General features: G+C 71.6%; 19 protein-coding genes and 1 pseudogene. 10 read left to right on the forward strand and 10 right to left on the reverse strand.

Annotated features, from left to right (window positions below; genetic code table 11):
* The first annotated feature begins 2 nt into the window (after positions 1-2).
* Positions 3-1,112 carry a LacI family DNA-binding transcriptional regulator gene (locus EDD93_RS34955; RefSeq protein WP_123530267.1) on the forward strand — a complete coding sequence of 370 codons (1,110 nt, stop codon included), beginning with the start codon at positions 3-5 and terminating at the stop codon, positions 1,110-1,112.
* 796 nt (positions 1,113-1,908) lie between these two features.
* Here EDD93_RS34955 and EDD93_RS34965 read toward each other — a convergent pair.
* Entirely contained in the window at positions 1,909-3,267 is a 1,359-nt protein-coding gene (locus tag EDD93_RS34965; protein ID WP_185092619.1) for an ROK family transcriptional regulator, read from the reverse strand.
* 784 nt (positions 3,268-4,051) lie between these two features.
* Between EDD93_RS34965 and EDD93_RS34970 the strand changes: the two genes are divergently transcribed.
* On the forward strand, positions 4,052-4,663 hold the full coding sequence (locus EDD93_RS34970) for a hypothetical protein (protein WP_260256092.1): 612 nt from the start codon (positions 4,052-4,054) through the stop codon (positions 4,661-4,663).
* Between the two features lie 633 nt (positions 4,664-5,296).
* Positions 5,297-6,736, forward strand: coding sequence for an NADP-dependent phosphogluconate dehydrogenase (gene gndA, locus EDD93_RS34980; protein ID WP_123530273.1), 1,440 nt, complete (start codon positions 5,297-5,299; stop codon positions 6,734-6,736).
* 58 nt (positions 6,737-6,794) lie between these two features.
* Here the strand turns inward: gndA and EDD93_RS34985 are convergent, their stop codons facing one another.
* Positions 6,795-8,471, reverse strand: a complete 1,677-nt coding sequence (locus EDD93_RS34985) for a sigma-70 family RNA polymerase sigma factor (RefSeq protein ID WP_123530275.1) — start codon at positions 8,469-8,471, stop codon at positions 6,795-6,797.
* 128 nt (positions 8,472-8,599) lie between these two features.
* A complete protein-coding gene (locus EDD93_RS34990) occupies positions 8,600-9,295 on the reverse strand; it encodes a type 1 glutamine amidotransferase domain-containing protein (RefSeq protein WP_123530277.1) in 696 nt (231 codons plus the stop codon).
* Positions 9,296-9,685: 390 nt separating this feature from the next.
* On the opposite strand from EDD93_RS34990, the gene EDD93_RS34995 reads away from it, so the two are divergent.
* The 4 genes from EDD93_RS34995 to EDD93_RS39480 all read left to right on the forward strand — a co-directional run bounded on the left by EDD93_RS34995 (position 9,686) and on the right by EDD93_RS39480 (position 12,931).
* On the forward strand, positions 9,686-10,441 hold the full coding sequence (locus EDD93_RS34995) for an MgtC/SapB family protein (RefSeq protein WP_123530279.1): 756 nt from the start codon (positions 9,686-9,688) through the stop codon (positions 10,439-10,441).
* 169 nt (positions 10,442-10,610) lie between these two features.
* Positions 10,611-11,687, forward strand: coding sequence for a Dyp-type peroxidase (locus EDD93_RS35000; protein ID WP_123530281.1), 1,077 nt, complete (start codon positions 10,611-10,613; stop codon positions 11,685-11,687).
* Positions 11,687-12,484: a family 1 encapsulin nanocompartment shell protein gene (locus EDD93_RS35005; protein ID WP_123530283.1), complete on the forward strand. Its 798-nt coding sequence runs from the start codon at positions 11,687-11,689 to the stop codon at positions 12,482-12,484. Before EDD93_RS35000 ends, EDD93_RS35005 begins: the two co-directional genes overlap by 1 nt.
* 54 nt (positions 12,485-12,538) lie before the next feature.
* Complete coding sequence (locus EDD93_RS39480; protein ID WP_148083925.1) at positions 12,539-12,931, forward strand: hypothetical protein; 393 nt, start codon at positions 12,539-12,541, stop codon at positions 12,929-12,931.
* Here the strand turns inward: EDD93_RS39480 and EDD93_RS35015 are convergent.
* From EDD93_RS35015 to panD, 3 genes are read right to left on the reverse strand one after another with little or no spacing between them, the layout of a single operon-like run.
* On the reverse strand, positions 12,922-13,581 hold the full coding sequence (locus tag EDD93_RS35015) for an aspartate/glutamate racemase family protein (RefSeq protein ID WP_123530292.1): 660 nt from the start codon (positions 13,579-13,581) through the stop codon (positions 12,922-12,924). The two genes, EDD93_RS39480 and EDD93_RS35015, sit on opposite strands and share 10 nt — an antisense overlap.
* Before the next feature lie 38 nt (positions 13,582-13,619).
* Positions 13,620-13,982, reverse strand: coding sequence for a GNAT family N-acetyltransferase (locus EDD93_RS35020; RefSeq protein WP_123530294.1), 363 nt, complete (start codon positions 13,980-13,982; stop codon positions 13,620-13,622).
* A gap of 30 nt (positions 13,983-14,012) precedes the next feature.
* Entirely contained in the window at positions 14,013-14,438 is a 426-nt protein-coding gene (gene panD, locus EDD93_RS35025) for an aspartate 1-decarboxylase (RefSeq protein ID WP_123530296.1), read from the reverse strand.
* Positions 14,439-14,673: 235 nt separating this feature from the next.
* Here panD and EDD93_RS35030 point away from each other — a divergent pair, with 235 nt between their 5' ends.
* Positions 14,674-14,934, forward strand: a complete 261-nt coding sequence (locus tag EDD93_RS35030; RefSeq protein WP_185092620.1) for a TetR/AcrR family transcriptional regulator — start codon at positions 14,674-14,676, stop codon at positions 14,932-14,934.
* A 41-nt stretch (positions 14,935-14,975) separates the two neighbouring features.
* Here EDD93_RS35030 and EDD93_RS35035 read toward each other — a convergent pair.
* Positions 14,976-15,161 (reverse strand): annotated as a pseudogene (locus EDD93_RS35035) (hypothetical protein); the annotation flags it as partial.
* On the opposite strand from EDD93_RS35035, the gene EDD93_RS39975 reads away from it, so the two are divergent.
* Positions 15,108-15,431, forward strand: a complete 324-nt coding sequence (locus EDD93_RS39975; protein WP_260256093.1) for a hypothetical protein — start codon at positions 15,108-15,110, stop codon at positions 15,429-15,431. The pseudogene EDD93_RS35035 and the gene EDD93_RS39975 sit on opposite strands and share 54 nt — an antisense overlap.
* Positions 15,432-15,467: 36 nt before the next feature.
* Here the strand turns inward: EDD93_RS39975 and EDD93_RS35045 are convergent, their stop codons facing one another.
* Positions 15,468-15,965: a MarR family winged helix-turn-helix transcriptional regulator gene (locus EDD93_RS35045; protein WP_123530301.1), complete on the reverse strand. Its 498-nt coding sequence runs from the start codon at positions 15,963-15,965 to the stop codon at positions 15,468-15,470.
* 63 nt (positions 15,966-16,028) lie between these two features.
* On the opposite strand from EDD93_RS35045, the gene EDD93_RS35050 reads away from it, so the two are divergent.
* A complete protein-coding gene (locus EDD93_RS35050) occupies positions 16,029-16,397 on the forward strand; it encodes a VOC family protein (protein WP_123530302.1) in 369 nt (122 codons plus the stop codon).
* Between the two features lie 58 nt (positions 16,398-16,455).
* Here the strand turns inward: EDD93_RS35050 and EDD93_RS35055 are convergent, their stop codons facing one another.
* Both EDD93_RS35055 and EDD93_RS35060 read right to left on the reverse strand, forming a co-directional pair.
* Positions 16,456-17,250: an SDR family NAD(P)-dependent oxidoreductase gene (locus EDD93_RS35055; RefSeq protein ID WP_123530303.1), complete on the reverse strand. Its 795-nt coding sequence runs from the start codon at positions 17,248-17,250 to the stop codon at positions 16,456-16,458.
* An 83-nt stretch (positions 17,251-17,333) separates the two neighbouring features.
* Positions 17,334-17,795: a GNAT family N-acetyltransferase gene (locus EDD93_RS35060; RefSeq protein WP_260256094.1), complete on the reverse strand. Its 462-nt coding sequence runs from the start codon at positions 17,793-17,795 to the stop codon at positions 17,334-17,336.
* Positions 17,796-17,811 lie beyond the last annotated feature (16 nt).

A 17,811-nucleotide genomic window follows, 5' to 3' on the forward strand; every position in this document is an offset into this window, starting at 1 on the left:
TCATGACGGATGATCTGCGCTCGGCCGGCACACCCACCCTGGAGGACGTGGCGAGGGCGGCCGGGGTCTCCCGCGCCACCGTCTCCCGGGTGATCAACGGAGTACGCAATGTCGATCCGGTGATCCAGGAGGCCGTGCGCCGGGCGGTCGCCAGTACCGGATACGCGCCGAACCGCGCGGCACGCTCGCTGGTGACCCGGCGCACCGACGCCATCGCGCTGGTGGTCTCGGGCGCCGGGGTGGAGAGCGAACCGGCCGACGGGGCGCGCCCGTCCGGAGCCGGGGGCGCGGAGGCCGGCGAGCCCGACAGCGGCTCCGCCTTCACGGCGCAGGTCTTCGCGGACCCGTTCTTCGGCCGGGTGGTGACCGGGGTGGTGAACTATCTGCGGCCGCGCGGCATGCACCCGGTGCTGATGTTCGCCGAGACCTCACGGGCCCGGGAGGACGTGGTCTCCTTCCTCCGCCAGGGCAGCGCCGACGGCGCCCTGGTCGTGTCGACGCACGCGGAGGACCCGCTGCCGGCGCTGCTGACGGACGCGGGGCTGCCCGCGGTGCTGTACGCCCGGCCGGCCCGCCCGGTCCGGATCAGCTATGTCGACCTGGCCCACCAGGACGGCGCGCGGCTGGCGGCCGAGCATCTGCTGTCGCGGGGCTGCCGCCGCATCGCGACCATCACCGGGCCGCTGGACGTGCCCGCCGGGCAGGAGCGGCTGGCAGGCTTCCGCGACACGATGGCGGGGCTCGGACACCCGTACATCGCGATCGCCGAGGGGCAGTTCACCCAGGAGAGCGGCGAGGCGGCGATGGAGCGGCTGCTGGTCGAGCATCCCGACGTGGACGCGGTGTTCGCGGCCAACGACTTGATGGCGGTGGGCGCCTGCCATGTCCTGCGGGAACACGGGAAACGGGTACCGGAGGACGTCGCGGTGATCGGGTTCGACGACAGCAGCGCGGCGTCGGCCTGCCGTCCCCCGCTGACCACGATCCGCCAGCCGGTCGAGGCGATGGCCGCCGAGATGGCCCGGCTGCTGATCGAACGGCTGGCGAAGCCGGACGGCGCGACGACCTCCGTGATCTTCGAACCGGCACTGGTGGTGCGGGGCTCGGCGTAAGCCCGCGCGCGGACCCCCGCGACTTCGAGCCGGCGCGAGGACCTTGTGACGTCCACGCGCCCCTCGGGGTTGCGCGGCCGTCTCAGCCGCGGAAAGGATCGGGCGGTCGCCGCCCGGGGCCCTGCGGTCGCCGTGCCACCTGATCGGGGTTCGCGGTGAGCCCGACCGACCGGATACTCCCTCTCGCGGGCGTCGCCCCCGGGGCGCTCATGTCGTACGTGGTGAGCAGCCTGAACGAGCGGACGAGGTGGCGCAGGCAGCAAGCCGTGCGGTGAGACGAGCGCCACCTGACGGCCTGCGCGGAGTACGCCCACACCGTCAAGGAGCTGGCGGCCGGCTACCGGACGCCGGCCGTCGCCCGCGGCCTGACGTCGGGGCCGGTGGCGGGGCCGGCGCCCGAGGCACTGCCGGAACGAACTCGGCGCGCTGGAGTCCCGCAGGTCGGCGCTGTCCGAGACACTCGCGCTGCTCGGTGGCACCGAGGCGAACACCGCCTCCAAGACGCTGGACCACTGCGTGTGGCGGCTGGAGTGCCTGGCCCGCGGTATCCCCACCGAGGCCGAACAGGACTGGGACCAGGCGTATCTGGAGTTCCGCCAGGCACGGGACCGCTACGTCGCGTACGCGCGGCCGGTCTCGGCGTCCCCGGGGCCGTGGCCCGGGAGGTGGCCTGGCCGGCCGCGTGGCGTCCCACGGGCCGGCCGTCGCCCCCGCAGTGAACGGGGTGCCGGACGGACGGCCGTGCACGCCCGCACCGCCCTGGCGCCGCCCCGCACCGCTCGTCCACCCCGCCGCCTCAGCCCGCCGCGTCCGAAGCCGTCTGCGGGTACTCCCTCTTGCGTACCGCGTCCGCGGCGGTCCGGAACCCCGGCGCCGGGGAGCTGGGCCGGGGCTCGGGGGCCGGGCGGCTGCCGCCCCTGGCGAGGAAGTCGGCCAGCGGGAGCGTCGCGGCGCCGACCGTGACCGCGTCGGGGCCGAGGCGGCCCATCTCGATCGTGGTGCGGGCCGCGGCGTGCCGGAGCGCGTACTCCTGGGCGTAGCGGCGGATGTCCGGCAGCAGGTGCGGTCCGATCAGCAGGCCCGCCCAGCCGCCGAGCAGGATGCGCTCGGGCAGGAAGAGGTTGATCAGGTCCCCGAGGGCCGCGCCCAGGCATTCGGCCGTCTCGTCCAGCAGTGACACCGCCAGTGGGTCCGGCTCACCGCCCTGCCCGGGGTAGGCCGCGGCCAGCAGCGCGGCGAGAGCGGTCTCGTCGTCGGCGTCGGCGGCGAGCGGGCCCCCCGCCTCGTGCCAGCGCTCGCGCATCGCCTCGGCACCCGCGTACGCCTCCAGGCAGCCGATGGAGCCGCACCGGCAGCGGCGTCCGCGCAGCTGAACGGTGGTATGACCCCATTCGAGGGCCATGCTGCTGCGGTCCTCGTCGAGCAGGTCGCCGTGGTTCACACAGGCGCCGACGCCGGAGCCGATGAGCGCGATGGCCGAAGCCCCCGCACCCCGGCCGCCGCCGAACCACATCTCGGCCTGGCCCAGCGTCTTGGCACCGTTGTCGATGAAGAACGGCACCTCCGGCGGGACCCGGACGGCTTCGCGGAGCAGCCGCTCGAAGGGAACGGCACTCCAGTCGATCGTCTGACCGTGGACGACCGAGCCCACATCACCGACGGCGCCGTCCGGAGCGTCCCGCTCGATGATCCCCGGCACGCCGATCCCGATGCCGAGCAGCCGGCGCGGGTCGGCCCCGGCGTCCCGCAGCACATCCGCGACGCCGCTGCGGACGTGGCCGACGATGCGGCTGACGTCGTAACCGTGCTGGGCCAGCAGCCGTTCGGTACGGGCGAGTTCGGTGAGGGAGAGGTCGAAGAGCTCCACCCTTATCCGGGTCTCCCCGATGTCGATGCCGATCAGGAGCCCGCCCGTAGGCGCGACGCGCAGCAGCGTGCGGGGGCGGCCGCCGTCGGAGTCGACGACCCCGGCCTCTTCCAGGAGGCCCTCGGCGTCGAGTTCCGTAACGACGTTGCTGATGGAACCCGAGCTCAGCCCGGTGGCAGGACCGAGCTCCTGGCGGCTCAGCGGGCCGTCGAAATACAACCGTTGCAACACTCTTGCCCGGTTGCCCCGTCGCAGGTCACGCACGGTCCGTCTGTTGCGCTCAGCCATGTGGCTCCTTCCCTTCCCGCAACATACCGTGACCGCGGGACTTGACGCGACCTTCTCTCACCTCTTACATCACGGCATAAATTAAGTCATGAAGATCGTTCGATTCCCGAACACGGCCTTCCCTCCGGAAAGGGGACATCCGGCGCGCGCACGCCGGGGGCGGTTCGCCCGACAGTGGCGGCCGCAGCGATTCACCGAAGACGTTCACCCGCTGAGCGCCCGTCCGGGCCTCCGGCATCGAGGGCGGCAAGATGCCCGCTTTCCGGGCCGGCGACGCCCGGAAAGCGGGCCGGCATCAAGGTCCAGCCGGCGGCCGCACTCTGCGCCGATCCGGTCCGCGGGATCCTCGCCGTCTGCGCGTCCGACCGGAGCCCGCTCCTCCGGTCGGCGCCGGCGTGTCCACGGCGGACCGTTGGAGCGGGGCCGCCCGATCCCCGTCCGGCCCGTGCGGGGCGGCCGTGAAGCGACCATGAAACGGACATGAGTCCGCGTTGGTCACGGATTTCCGTGACCAACGCGGACTTCCTCACCGCACCGACAGCGGGGATGGGACGGTGCGGGCGGCCCTACGGGATCAGCAGCCCTGCTCGGGCGCGGAGCCCCGGTTCGGAGAGCGCTCTCCGAACCCCGAACAGTGTTGCCCCGCCGCTCGGGGGGTGTCAAGGCGAACGAGCGGGCCGCAGGAGTCCGGCGCTGCTTCAAGAGCTCCCGCAGCGACAGGAGAGGACGTCGGCAAACGTGGAGGGGCCGGGTTCGACACCGGCGGCCGGTGAGTAGCTTGACCATGGCCGAGAGGCTCCACAGACACGGCGTAGGGCATCCGGACACGGCGTGGGGCATCCGGCTCACGGAAGAGCGCTCGCCCGCCACTCCCAAGGGGGAGACGTACATGAAGACGTACTTGCCTCTCGATGGCCAGAGCACGTGGGACCTGCTCCGGCAACTCGATGACCCGCAGCACATGGAGTTCCCACGCGGCTACGACCATGCCACCGCCCGAACCCGGTTCGAACGGCTCGCAGCCCGTCTGGACGCGCGGTTCCAATGCGTCTGCAGCGTCGACCGCGAGGTCCAGGACGCCAGCCATCACGGAACGGTCGTGATCCCCGCAACCGCCGCTGACAGCGCCGAACACATCACGGTGGTCATCAGCAACTTCGGGAACCTGGCCGTCGTGGCCTTGGGTGATCCCGGCGTCCTCGACGAGGAGGAGGAGCGTGAGCTCTTCCACACCACCGATCGACTCCGCATCGGGGAAGAACTCGACGCCCTCGGCTACACCGTCATCTCGGAGCACCTGCTCCGGACGGGATACGACGGGGTCAGCGACCTCGTCTCCTCCTACCCGCCCGAGTACCACCCGACGTGGTGGATCCGCTTCTTCGGTTACCTGTGATCCCGCCTCCAGGGTGCTCGGCAGCAGCATTTCGAGAAGATCACCCACGCACGGCATCGACACCGGCCGGCGAACCGAGCGTGGGACCGGAACCTTCAAGCCCTTCCGGGCCGTCGCGACCCGTTACGAAGGACGGCGGTCCTACGTTTCCCACGGCACCGCCACGGCCGCAGTGATCCGGCTCCGGCCCTGAACGCAATCACCTCTTCCGATTCGACACCCGAGAAAAAGGCAGCAATGCCGCAAATGAGACAACTGGACAGACTCCCGCGCTCCACGGCTGCGGCACGATCCTCACGGCGGCAACCGCCAGAACTGCCAACAGGACCCAGCTCGCGACGCGCCACGGATGCCCGACCGGCGTCCTGGCCACGATGGCCCAACGGCCCCGGAAACCATCCCCCGTCGATCCCCTGTGCAGACCCTGGTGTCACTGGCAGGCGACCATCCATGATCCGGCGGACAGGCCCCAGGTGCCCACGGGCATGGCACGCCCGTTCGGGGCACATCGGCGACACCGCGACAGCCTCACGGTCCGCGGTCGGATGTACCTCGTAAGCTCGGGAGTCCGTTCCACCATGGTGGTCGGCCGAACTGCCGAAGACCACGAAACCGGAAGCAGGCGGAACCTCGATGAGCAGCACAGCGCAGATCGGTGTCACAGGACTTGCCGTCATGGGGCGCAACCTGGCCCGGAACTTCGCCCGCAACGGATACACCGTTGCTGTGCACAACCGTACGGCCGCTCGTACCCGCGAACTCGTCGAGAAGTTCGGCGACGAGGGTGATTTCATCGCCGCGGAGAGTGCCGAGGACTTCGTGGCGGCGCTGGAGAAGCCACGACGCCTGGTCGTCATGGTGAAGGCCGGAGAGCCCACGGACGCGGTGATCGCGGAGTTCGCGCCCCTCCTGGAACCCGGCGACGTGATCATCGACGGAGGCAACGCGCACTTCGCGGACACGCGCCGCCGGGAGCAGGCTCTGCGCAAGCAGGGCCTCCACTTCGTCGGCACCGGGGTGTCCGGCGGCGAGGAAGGCGCGCTCAACGGGCCGAGCATCATGCCGGGCGGCAGCCGGGAGTCCTACGACTCGCTCGGGCCGATGCTGGAGAAGATCTCCGCGAAGGCCAAGGACGGCGCGCCGTGCGTCACGCATGTCGGCCCCGATGGTGCCGGGCACTTCGTGAAGATGACGCACAACGGCATCGAGTACGCGGACATGCAGCTCATCGGTGAGGCCTACCAGCTGCTCCGCGACGTGGCGGGGTACTCCCCCGCGCAGATCGCGGACATCTTCCGTACCTGGAACACCGGGCGCCTGGACTCCTACCTCATCGAGATCACCGCGGAAGTGCTGTCGCACGTCGATGCGGCGACCGGCAAGCCCTTCGTCGATGTCGTGCGTGACCAGGCGGAGCAGAAGGGCACCGGACGCTGGACCGTGCAGATCGCCCTGGACCTGGGCGTCCCGGTCTCCGGCATCGCCGAGGCCGTCTTCGCCCGCTCCGTCTCCGGCCACGCCGACCTCCGCGAAGCCTCACACCACCTCGCCGGACCGGCCGCCCACAAGCTCGGCAAGGACGAGGCGGCGGCATTCGCCGACCAGGTCGAGCAGGCCCTGTACGCCTCGAAGATCGTCGCCTACACCCAGGGCTTCCACGAGATCGCGGCCGGCAGCGAGCAGTACGACTGGGACATCGACCTCGGCAAGGTCGCCGCGATCTGGCGCGGCGGCTGCATCATCCGGGCCGCGTTCCTCGACAGGATCACCAGCGCCTACGAGGCCCAGCCCGACATGCCGAGCCTCCTCTCCGACAAGAGCTTCGCCCAGGAGATCGCCGCCGCCCAGGACGACTGGCGCGCCGTCGTCGCCGCCGCAGTGACCCAGGGCGTTCCGACCCCGGCCTTCGCCGCCACCCTCGCCTACTACGACTCCCTGCGCGCCGAACGCCTGCCCGCCGCACTCACCCAGGGCCAGCGCGACTACTTCGGCGCCCACACCTACCGCCGGGTCGACCGCGACGGCGTCTTCCACACGCTCTGGGGCGGCGACAAGACCGAAGTCGAGAACTGACGGGCGGACCGGCCGGCCGGCTCCGGACAGGTGTGCCGGACCCGCTGTGCCGGACGGCTCACATCCTGGCGCCGAAGTCCTGGGTCCACCACGGTCCGCCGGAGCCCTTGTGGATGCCGACGCCGAGGTCCTTGAAGGAACAGTTGAGGATGTTGGCGCGGTGACCCGGGCTGTTCATCCAGGACTCCATCACCGATGCGGGAGTCTGCTGACCCCGGGCTATGTTCTCGCCGTACGTCGACCAGTGGTAGCCGGCGTCGGTGATGCGGCGTCCGGGGTCGGCGCCGTCGGGGTTGGTGTGCTCGAAGAAGTCACGGGCGGCCATGTCCTCGGAGTGGCGCAGTGCCGCGTCCGTGAGCTGCGCGTCCTCCTTGACCGGCCCGCATCCGGCCTTCGCCCGCTCCTGGTTGACCAGGGCTACGACCTGGGCCGTCTCGCTCGCGGGGGCGGGTTGCGTGGCTGGGGCATTCGACGGGCGGGGTACGGACGTCTTCTCCGGCGGCGGGGCGACGGTCCTGGGCGGTTTGCGGGCCGGGGAGGCGGAGGTGCTCCGCTTGGTGGACGGCGAGGGCGAGACCGAGTGCGAGCGTGAGGGCGACGCGGACGCCGAGGGCGGCGACGAGGTGGTGGCCGGGCTCTCGGACGCCGTGAGATCGGCGATGGGCGCCGCCGAGGTGCGCGACGCGCTGTCCCCCTCGGTCCCCGCTCCGGGCCCGAGGGCCGCGTACCAGAGGCCCCCGCCGGTCATGCACGCCACCACCACCGCGCCGCCGACCGCCCGGCGCTGGATCCGCCGGCGCCGGCGTGCGGCAGCTCGGGAGGCGTCCCGGCCGCCCGTGTGCCGGCCGCCCCCGGACCGGTGGCGGCCGGCACGGGCCGCGGTCGCGCCGTCGCCCGCTGCGGCGTCGAGAGCATGTGCGGCGGCGACCGGCGCCGTGTCGTCCCGGGCGGGCCACAGCACGAGGAGCGCCGCGGGCACGGCCACCAGCGCGAGTCCGGCCAGCAGGCCCTCGGCGGGCATCAGGCCGCTCCACAGTCCGGCGCACCGGAGGCAGTCACGGGCGTGCCGGGCTATTCGCTTGCGCCACAGGGCCGAGGGGCGGCCGTCCCAGGTGGTGAGGACGGCGCGCAGCTCCTCGCACGGCGGCTGCGCGCCGAGGGCCCGCACGACGACGCGGGCCGTCTCCAGCTGCGCCTTCATCCGCTGCACCCGGACCGCCGCGTACTGCGGCGAGAGCTCCAGCGCCTGGGCCACCTCGGTCCGGGTCAGCTCCCCCGCGCACTCCAGCCACCACAGCGACAGCAGGCCCCGGTCGTCCGGCTCCAGCCAGCGCGTCGCGCACGCCGTCTCCTGGCGCTGTCCGGACAACTGCAGGCGCATCATCGTCAGGTCGACGAAGTCGGCCCCCGGGTCGGCGATCTCCCCGGCCTCCTCCAGCGTTCCGGGGGCGATGTCGCGGTCCCGCCAGTGCGCACGTATCTGGTTCATCGCGATCGCCACCAGCCAGGAGCGGAAACTCTCCGGGGTGCGCAGAGCGCCGAGGCCGTCCAGTGCGCGCAGCATGGTGTCCTGCACCACGTCGTCGACGTCCGCCGAACCGTTCAGGGCCCGGCCCACGATGTTGTAGACGAGCGGAAGGTAGGCGCTGGCCAGTGCGTCCTGCGCCCCCGCGTCCCCGTTGCGCGCGGCGATCACCAGTGGCACCGGGTCCACCGTGTGCTGCTGACTGCTCATGTCTCAGATCCCTGTCCTGTAGGCCGCCGATGATGCCCGATGACTGGGAGACCGCCGCGGGCGGCCGGGATATCAGTTCCTCCGGCCGGAGTTTCCGGTACGGGTCCGGCGCGGCCGGACCCGACGGCTCAGGCGAGCTTCTTGAGCAGCTCCCCCGCGAGCGGTGCGGCGGAGGCCGGGTTCTGGCCGGTGACCAGATTGCGGTCGACGACCACGTACGGGGCCCACGGCTCGCCCTCCTGGAAGTCGGTGCCGATCTCCACGAGGCGGTCCTGGAGCAGCCACTTGGCCTTGTCCGCGAAGCCGGCCTGGCTCTCCTCCGTGTTGGTGAAACCGGTGAGCCGGTAGCCGGCGAAGGCGTTGGTGCCGTCGCTCTTCGTGGCCGCGAGCACGGCGGCCGGGGCGTGGCAGACGATGCCGAGGGGCAGCCTCACTTCCAGCGCCCTGGTCAGCAGCTTCCCGGAGTCCACGTTCACCGCCAGGTCCTCCATGGGGCCGTGGCCGCCGGGGTAGAACACCGCCGCGTAGTCCGCCAGGTCGACGTCCGCCAGGCTCAGCGGCTGCTGGAGTTCGTTCATGGAGGCGAGGACGTTCGCCACCCGGTCGGCGTTCTCCTGACCGTCGTTGAACTCCGGCGCCAGACTTCCCCGGTCCACGGTCGGCACCACGCCGCCGGGAGTGGCGACGACGATCTCGTACCCGGCCGCCTTGAACCGCTCGTACGGTGCGACGGCTTCCTCGGCCCAGAAACCGGTCGGGTGCACGCTCCCGTCGGCCAGGGTCCAGTGGTCGGAACCGGTCATCACGAAAAGGATCTTTGCCATCTCACATCTTCCGCAGGGCCCCGGCGTCAGCCGTCCGGGACGATTCCGCGCGATTTCGCGCCTACGGGCCCGACCGTACGGTGCCCACCCGCCGGAGCCCGGCAGGGGCGCCACGGTGGGGCGCCGGACAGCCATGGGGATGACGTGGATGGAGCACACGGCGGGCGTCCGCCTGCCGTCGGCCGCAGACGGGAGGCGGCACGGTTCGCTGCCCGATCGGCGCAATCCCCGACCCCGCAGTCCCGGCGGCGCCTCGGGCCGTGCCCGACCGGCCGGTACGGTGAAGGATCGCGCCGCCGCAACCGTCGCACCGCCCGGCACGGCGGGAGCGACGGCGCTTTCCTTCCGGCGGCCGGCTGCCCGGAAGGTCTCAAGGGTTTCGGAGGGTCTGTGGCAATCGACATCAATGAACCGTTCGGTCAGAACTGGACGCACGCGGCACAGTTCGGCATCGCGTTCGGGCTCTCGTGCGCGATCGGGATCGAACGGGAGATCCGCCAGAAGGCGGCCGGTCTGCGCACGTACACGATCGTCGGGCTCGGGGCCGCCCTGTTCACCCTGGTCAGCAAGTTCGGCTTCTCGGACGTACTGGTCACCGGACAGGTCGAGTTGGACCCGTCCCGGGTGGCGGCGCAGATCGTCTCCGGGCTCGGGTTCATCGGCGGTGGCGTCATCTTCGTCCACCGCGGCTCGGTCAAGGGGCTGACGACGGCCGCGTCGATCTGGCTGACCGCGGCGGTCGGCTGCGCGGCCGGCGCGGGCCTGCCCGTCCTCGCGACTCTCGCCACACTCGCCTACTTCCTGGTGTCGTACGGCGTCCGGCCGCTGGCTCACCGCCTCCCGGCGCTGCGCAACGCCTCGATCGGGTACCGGATCACTTACACGGAGGGGGTGGGCGCGCTGCGGGAGCTGGTCAAGCACTGCACGGAGGCGGGGTTCGCGATCTCCGAGCTGACCACGCTCGCCGCCGACGGCGAGGGAATGTTCCGGCGCCGCCGCCGGTCGGAGACCGAGCCGCCGCCCGAGCGGACCGTCGAGGTCGCGCTCGTCGTGCAGGGCAGGGGCGATCCGGACGCGCTGATGGCCCGGCTTTCGAGCACCACGGGCGTGCTGGCGTGCAGCCGGAGTGACCTCGCGGACGAGTGAACGTTCCGGGGGGGACGTGCGAGGCGCCGGCGCGGACATCGCCCGGTCGGACGCGCTGGGGTGCGGCACCCCGCCGGGTGTGGGTAAGTGGCAGCGGGCCCCGCTGCCGTCACGTACGCGGGTACCGCCGTACTGCCTTGTCGCCCACGCCATCCCATGGAGCCGCCGCATGCCCGGGACCACCGAGGAAGCGGCCGCGGCGCAGCCCGTGGTCGCGCCGCTGACCAGCGCCGCCCTGATCCTGGTCGCCACGATCGAGCCGGGCGGTGAGCCGGCTGTCCGCGAGGCACTGCCGGATCTGGCGGCCCTAGCCCGCTCCATCGGGTTCCGTTTCCCCGGGGCGGGGCTGGCCTGTGTGACCGGGTTCGGTTCCGATGCCTGGAGCCGGCTGTTCGCGGGGCCGCGCCCCGCCTCGCTCCACCCCTTCCAGGAGCTCCACGGGCCCCGCCACCACGCCCCCGCCACCCCGGGCGATCTGCTGTTCCACATCCGGGCCGAGCGGATGGACGTGTGCTACGAGTGGGCGTCCCAGCTGCTCGGCCGGCTCGGCGGCGCGGTGAAGGTCGTCGACGAGACGCACGGGTTCCGCTACTTCGACCACCGGGACCTGCTGGGCTTCGTCGACGGCACCGAGAACCCGGTGGGGCCGGACGCGCGGTCGGCGGCGCTGGTCGGCGACGAGGACCCGGACTTCGCGGGCGGCAGCTACGTCGTCGTGCAGAAGTACCTGCACGATCTGACGTCGTGGAACGCACTGAGCACCGAGGAGCAGGAACGGGTGATCGGGCGGACCAAGTTCACGGACATCGAGTTCGCCGACGACGTCAAACCCGCCGACTCCCACGTGGCGCTGAACACCATCACGGACCCGGACGGCACGGAGCGCGACATCCTGCGCGCCAACATGGCGTTCGGCAGCTTCGGGCAGGGTGAGTTCGGTACGTACTTCATCGCGTACGCCGCCGATCCCGGCGTCACCGAGCAGATGCTCCGCAACATGTTCCTCGGCAGTCCCCCCGGCACCCACGACCGCATCCTCGACTTCTCGACCGCGGTCACCGGCACGCTCTTCCACGCCCCCAGCGCCGACTTCCTCGACGCCCCGCCGCCGTCGCCCGCGTCCGCCGAGGCCGGGACCCGGGCCCTGCCGGAGCCGCCGTCCGCGCCGGCTTCGCAGGCCCCGGTCCCGCCGGGCTCCCGTGACGGTTCGCTGCACATCGGCAGCCTGCAAGAAAGCGCCCAGTGATGAACAACCTCCACCGCGAACTCGCCCCTGTCACGCAAGCCGCCTGGGACCAGATCGAGGAGGAGGCCCGGCGCACCTTCAGCCGCCATCTGGCGGGCCGCCGCGTCGTCGACGTCCGCGGCCCCGAGGGCGCCCAGTTGGCGGCCGTCGGCGACGGCCACCTCCGGGAGATCGACCCGCCCACCCCCGATGTGCTGGCGCGTGCCCGCACGTCGGTGCCGGTCATCGAGTGGCGGGTGCCGTTCACGGTGACGCGGGCTGCCGTGGACGATGTGGAGCGCGGCTCCGACGACAGCGACTGGCAGCCGGTCAAGGACGCCGCCAGAACCTGTGCGTTCGCAGAGGACATGGCGCTCATCGACGGCTACGCGGCGGCCGGGATCACCGGCCTGCGGGACGGTTCCTCGCACAGCCCGCTGGCACTTCCGGCGGACGCGCGGGACTATCCGGCAACGGTCAGCCAGGCGCTGACCCAGCTGCGGCTGGCCGGTGTCGACGGGCCCTACCGGCTGCTGCTCGGCGCTGACGCGTTCACGGAGGCGACGGAGACGTCCGACCACGGATATCCCGTCTCCACCCATCTGGCCCGGCTGCTGGACGACCAGATCCTGTGGGCGCCGGCGGTGGCGGGCGGGGTGCTGCTCTCCACCCGGGGCGGCGACTTCGAGCTGTGCCTGGGCGAGGATCTGTCGATCGGCTACCAGGAGCACGACGCGACGACCGTCAGCCTGTACTTCCAGCAGTCGTTCACGTTCCGGATGCTGACGCCGGAGGCCGTGGTCCCGATCATCGCCTGATCGCGGCTCGTGCCGGAGGCCCAGGACGTCGGGCCTCCGGCACGAATACGGAATATGACGGTGATCATCGAGCCGGCCGAGGGGCGGAAAGGCCGCGGCCGGTCACCCGTGGCGGTCGAGCGCATCGGTCAGCCGACCGGTGAGGGCTCCGGCTCCGGCGGCGGCACCGGTTCGGGGTTCGGCGCGGGCGGCTGCGGAATCGGGTCGGGCGAGGGGCCCGGCGGTGTCGGGACCGGCGGCGTCGGCCCCGGGCCGGGCGGCACCGGTGTGGGTTCCGGCAGCGGCTGCGGCGGCCCCGGCACGGGCCCCGGGGTCGGCGCGGGCGGAACGGGGTCGGGGAACGGATGGGTCATCTCGGGCCTCCGAACGGTCTGGGTGGATCTCCTCCACCGTCTCCCGGAGCGGCTGCCCGCGCCCGGCGAGTCCATACGTTCGGGCTACGAATGATCCGCCCGGCCCACCGAGGCGGCTGCCGCAGCCGCTGCGGCCAGGCCCGGACGCGGGCTGGACAGCACCGGAATCCGCGTGACCGTACGGGTGACGGCACCGGCCATGGACGCCTGGGCCAGCACGATCACGTCGGCGTCCGTCACCGCGTCGGTGGCCTCGGCCACCAGATCCAGGTAGCCGTCGTGCTCGCCCGCCTCGAAGCGCTCCCAGGCGCCCTCGACCAGCACGGTGCGCACCTCCGGCGGACGCCGGCCCGCCCTGTCGGCCTCCTCGGCGAGCAGGGCGAGGGTCGGCGGCAGAGTGGCGGCGACCGTCGCGATGACCGTGACCCGCTCCTCGCGGGCGGCGGCGGCCGCCATCGGCCGGTCGACCCGGAGCACCGGGACGCCGAGTGCCGGGCCGAGCGACTCGGCGACCCCGCCGATCGTCGAGCACGTACAGAGCACCGCCGTGGCCCCCTCGGCGACCGCGGCGACGAGCACCGCCTCGACGTCGCCCGCCACCGCCTGCGGCCCGCTCTCCCCGGCCCGGTCGAGGAGGTCCTCGAGCACGAGGTGGCGCAGGACGAGCTCCGGATGGCCGGCGTCGCGCAGGGCGTCGAAGACCGGGACATGCGCCGGGGAGGTGTGCAGCAGAGCCAGGGGCATGGGCGAAACGCTACCGGCCCCGCCGCCTGCCCCGGTGATCAGTACAGCTCGGGATGCGACGTGAGCTGTTCCTTCGCCCGCTCCACCAGTTCGGCCGGGGCCTGTGGTGCCTCGTCGGGGTGGCGCGACGCCCACTTCGCCGCGTACGGGCAGAGCGGCACGACAGGGACGCCCTCCCGGCCCGCGATGGCGTAGAACTCCCTGACCAGGGCGCTCCCGATCCCCTTGCCCTCGTGCCCCGGCTCGACGACCGTGTGCACGGCGACGAGCGCGGCGGGTGCCCCGTCCATCACGAAGTACACGACGACGCCGGCGGGCGTGCCGTTCTCGTACGCGAGCAGCTTGCCGACCGCCCGGTCGTCGACGAGGTCGATTCCGTTGCGTCCGCTCCGGTCCGCCATGACGGGTGCTCCTTTGTCGGGTCGGTCGCTTCAGCGCGCCGCGGGCACGGCGTGCGGGCTGCGCGCGGTGTCGGTACCCGGAACGGGAGCGGAGGCGTCGGCCCCGAGCTCGACGATCCGGTTGCCCGCGTCGACGTGGACGACACGCGGGACCAGGCCGCGCGCCTCGGCGTCGTCGACCTGCGCGTAGCTGATCAGGATGACCAGGTCGCCGGGGTGCACGAGGTGGGCGGCCGCGCCGTTGATCCCGATGACCCCCGAGCCGCGCTCGCCCTCGATGACGTACGTCTCCAGCCGGGCGCCGTTGTCGATGTCGACGATGTGCACGAGCTCGCCGGGCAGCAGATCCGCCGCCTCCATGAGCTCGGCGTCGACGGTGACGGAGCCGACGTAGTGCAGGTCGGCCTGGGTCACGGTGGCCCGGTGGATCTTGGACTTGAACATGGTGCGCATCATCGAGGCACTCCTGGATCTAGGCTCCCTGCCTGCGTTTTTGCAGGTCAAGGGCTGTTTCGACATCCTACAGCGAGTCGCAGGTCCGGGCAGCTTTCCCCACGTTCTCCAGGGCTCACGCTGACCGCCTGCTGACTTTCCTGGCACGCCGTCGGTCGGCCGGAGGAGGATCACACCCCCTCACTGGGCCCCACCCCAGCGGCGGCCCAAGCCTACGCAGCACCACCGAGGGACGGCCGTGATCACGGTCACACGGGCGGCCGGCGAGGAGTTCGCCGAGTACGGCCTTGCGGGTGCACGCGTCGAGCGGATCGTGGCCACGTCAGGGGTCAACAGCGCGCTGCTCCACCGGCACTTCGGCAGCAAGGCCGGCCTGTTCGACGCGGTCTTCGCCGAACCTGCGGCAGAGGCTGTCGACGCCGTTCCAGTCACCCCCGAGGACCTGGCGCAGTACGCCGGAGCTCTGTTCGACTTCCACCAAGCAGGGTCTGCGTCGTAGGCGCTGAGCATGGCATCGGACGGGCGCGCGTGCGTCCGCACCGCCCCGATCTCCATGATCACGGCGGCGGTCAGCGCCGGTGCCCGTGCACCCAGCTCGGGAAGGCGGCGGTGGGCCAGCCTGGCGAGGTCCGCGACGTTGGCCGCTGCCCCCCTTTCGTAGCGGGCGGCGACGTGCGCGGAGACGTTGGCTCCAGCACCCCCGCCCGTGTGCTCAGCAGTTCGCACAGCACCTGGCGCTGGGCCGGCGACTCGGTGAGGACCGCAACGTACTGCTCGGCGCGCCGGTCCCGCCCGTACGAGTTCGGCGTCCACGGCTACGGAATCCACGGCCGCCCGGCCGCGAAGGGTACGGTCCGGCAGGTCCAGCACCGGCAGCGCAACCACCGCGCCACCCTGATCACCGACGACGACAGCCGGCACCTGCTCCACCTTCGCCAGGGACGCCCTGTCGCCCACGACCGGGGCGGCGCGGCCGGGAACTCGACATCATGGTGAGGCGCAACACCCCGCGCGCCTCGTTCGAGGATCTGCTCAGCTCGGCGCCGCGGCGTTCACGCCACCGGCATCGCCGCCGCCCTCGCCTCCCCCTTCGCGCAGGGAGTGGATCATGCTCCGCAGGATCCGGAACGCCGCCGCCTGCTCGGTCCCGGTCATGCCGGCCAGCATCCTCACCTCCACGGACCGGACCGCTGCGGTCGCCTTCTCCAGGCTCCGCCGGCCACGAGGCGTGAGCCGAGCGGGAAGGACCTTCCCGACGCGCGCTTCCGCAGGCCTGGTCACGTAGCCATCCCGTTCAAGGGTCTGGAGCAGCACGTTCATCGACTGCCGGGTGACGAACGCGCCACGCGCCAGCCCGGAGTTCGACAAGCCCGGCCGCTGAGCGAGCAGTTCGAGGCAGGAGTAGTGCGTCACGGTCATCCCGAGTGGCCGCAGCACCTCCTCCATGGCCGCACGCAGGGCGCTCGAGGCCTCCTTCAGCAGGTAGCCCAGCGATTTGTCCAGGTCGATGCCGACGCCGTTTTGACTCATGTCAGTAGTCTGACATACATTGGTTCGTGTCAGGATACTGACACGAACAGAAGGAGCACCATCATGCCCGCCACCGGCCCCGACTTCATCTCGCTCCAGGTGCACGACCTCGATGCCTCGCAGGCGTTCTACGAGCAGTACCTCGGCCTGGTCCGCTCGCCGGCCGGGCCTCCGCATGCCGTCGTCTTCGAGACGAAGCCGATCGCGTTCGCGCTCCGTGACATCGTTCCCGGCACCGATCTCGCATCCGTCGCCCAGCCCGGCATCGGCGCCGCGATCTGGCTCCACGCCACCGATACCCAGGCCATCCACGACGCTCTCGTCGCCGACGGCCACACCATCACCTGCGCGCCGATCGACGGCCCCTTCGGCCGGACATTCACCTTCGCCGACCCCGACGGCTACCGGATCACCCTCCACGACCGCGCCTGACGGACGAACGCTCCGGTCGGGAGCGGCCGTGGGGCCCACTCCGTCCCGGGCGCAGCGGTCAGGGCAGGATGGAGTCCACGTAGCCGCCGTCCACCCGCAGAGCCCCGCCCGTGGTCGCGGAGGCGAAGGACGAGGCCAGGTAGACGACCATGTGGGCGATCTCGGCCGGCTCGATGAGGCGCTGGAGCAGCGACTGCGGCCGGTGCCTGCGCATGAACTCGCGTTGCGCCTCGTCCCACGGAAGGTCCTTGTCGACCAGCTCGTAGACGAAGTCCTCGACCCCACCGGTGTGCGTCGGACCGGCGATGACGGAGTTGACCGTCACGCCCGTGCCCGCGGCGTCCTTCGCGAAGCCGCGGGCGACGGCCAGCAGCGCCGTCTTGGAGACGCCGTAGTGGATCATCTCCGCCGGGATGACCACAGCCGAGTCGCTGGCGATGTACTGCACCCGGCCCCAGCCGTTCTCCTTCATGCCCGGCAGATACGCCCGGGTCATACGGATCGCGGCCAGGACGTTGACCTCGAAGTAGCGCCGCCAGTCGTCGTCACTGATCTCCAGCGCCGGCTGGGCGCCGAAGATACCGAGATTGTTGACGAGGATGTCGGCGCGCGGCAGCGCGTCGCGCACCTGGCGGGCACCCTCGTCGGTGGCGATGTCGCCCGGCGCGGCGACGAACTCCGCCTCGGGGCACTGTTGGCGCAGCCGCTCGATGGCGGCGGCCACCGAATCGGCACTGCGGCCGTTGACCGCGACGCGGGCACCCGCGCCCGCGAGGCCGGCGGCGATCGCCGCGCCGATTCCCTGCGTGGAGCCGGTGACCAGGGCTGATTTTCCGGAGAGATTGACGAGCATGGAAGTCGCATTCCCTGGATGAATCAGGATCAATCAGGGTTAACGACGCGGGGAGCGATTGCCGGTGATGGGGCGGAGGCCGTTCAGGGCCGCGATGCGTCGAAGGGCAGAAGCCGATGGAAGACGGCCCTGGCCTGGCCCGGTCCGTTGTAGTCTTCGACGATCTTGACGTCGAAGCCGAGACTGCGGTGGAACGCGATCGAGCCGACGTTTCCGGGTGACGTGATCGCCTTCAACTGCCGTGCGCCGTGGCGAAGCGCGACCTCAACGAACGCTGCATACAGACGGCGTCCGAGACCGGTGCCGCGGGCATCGTCCCTGGTAGCGATCAAGTGCACGTATCCGGTGCCGGCCGGGGTGACGAACCCGATGACGTACCCACGGATTCCGTCCTGGGCACGGGCGACCAGACAGGTAGAGCCGAACTCCTTGACCAGCGCCAGAAGGTGCAGGGACCGAAGATCGCGTTCTCCCCAGTACCGATGGTGATCACCGAGAACTTGGTGGATATCGGCCATATCGGCTGATGTGATCCGTGTGCACATGACAGGGATCATGCCA

Source organism: Streptomyces sp. 840.1 (assembly GCF_003751445.1).
In the GTDB taxonomy this organism is placed as follows: domain Bacteria; phylum Actinomycetota; class Actinomycetes; order Streptomycetales; family Streptomycetaceae; genus Streptomyces.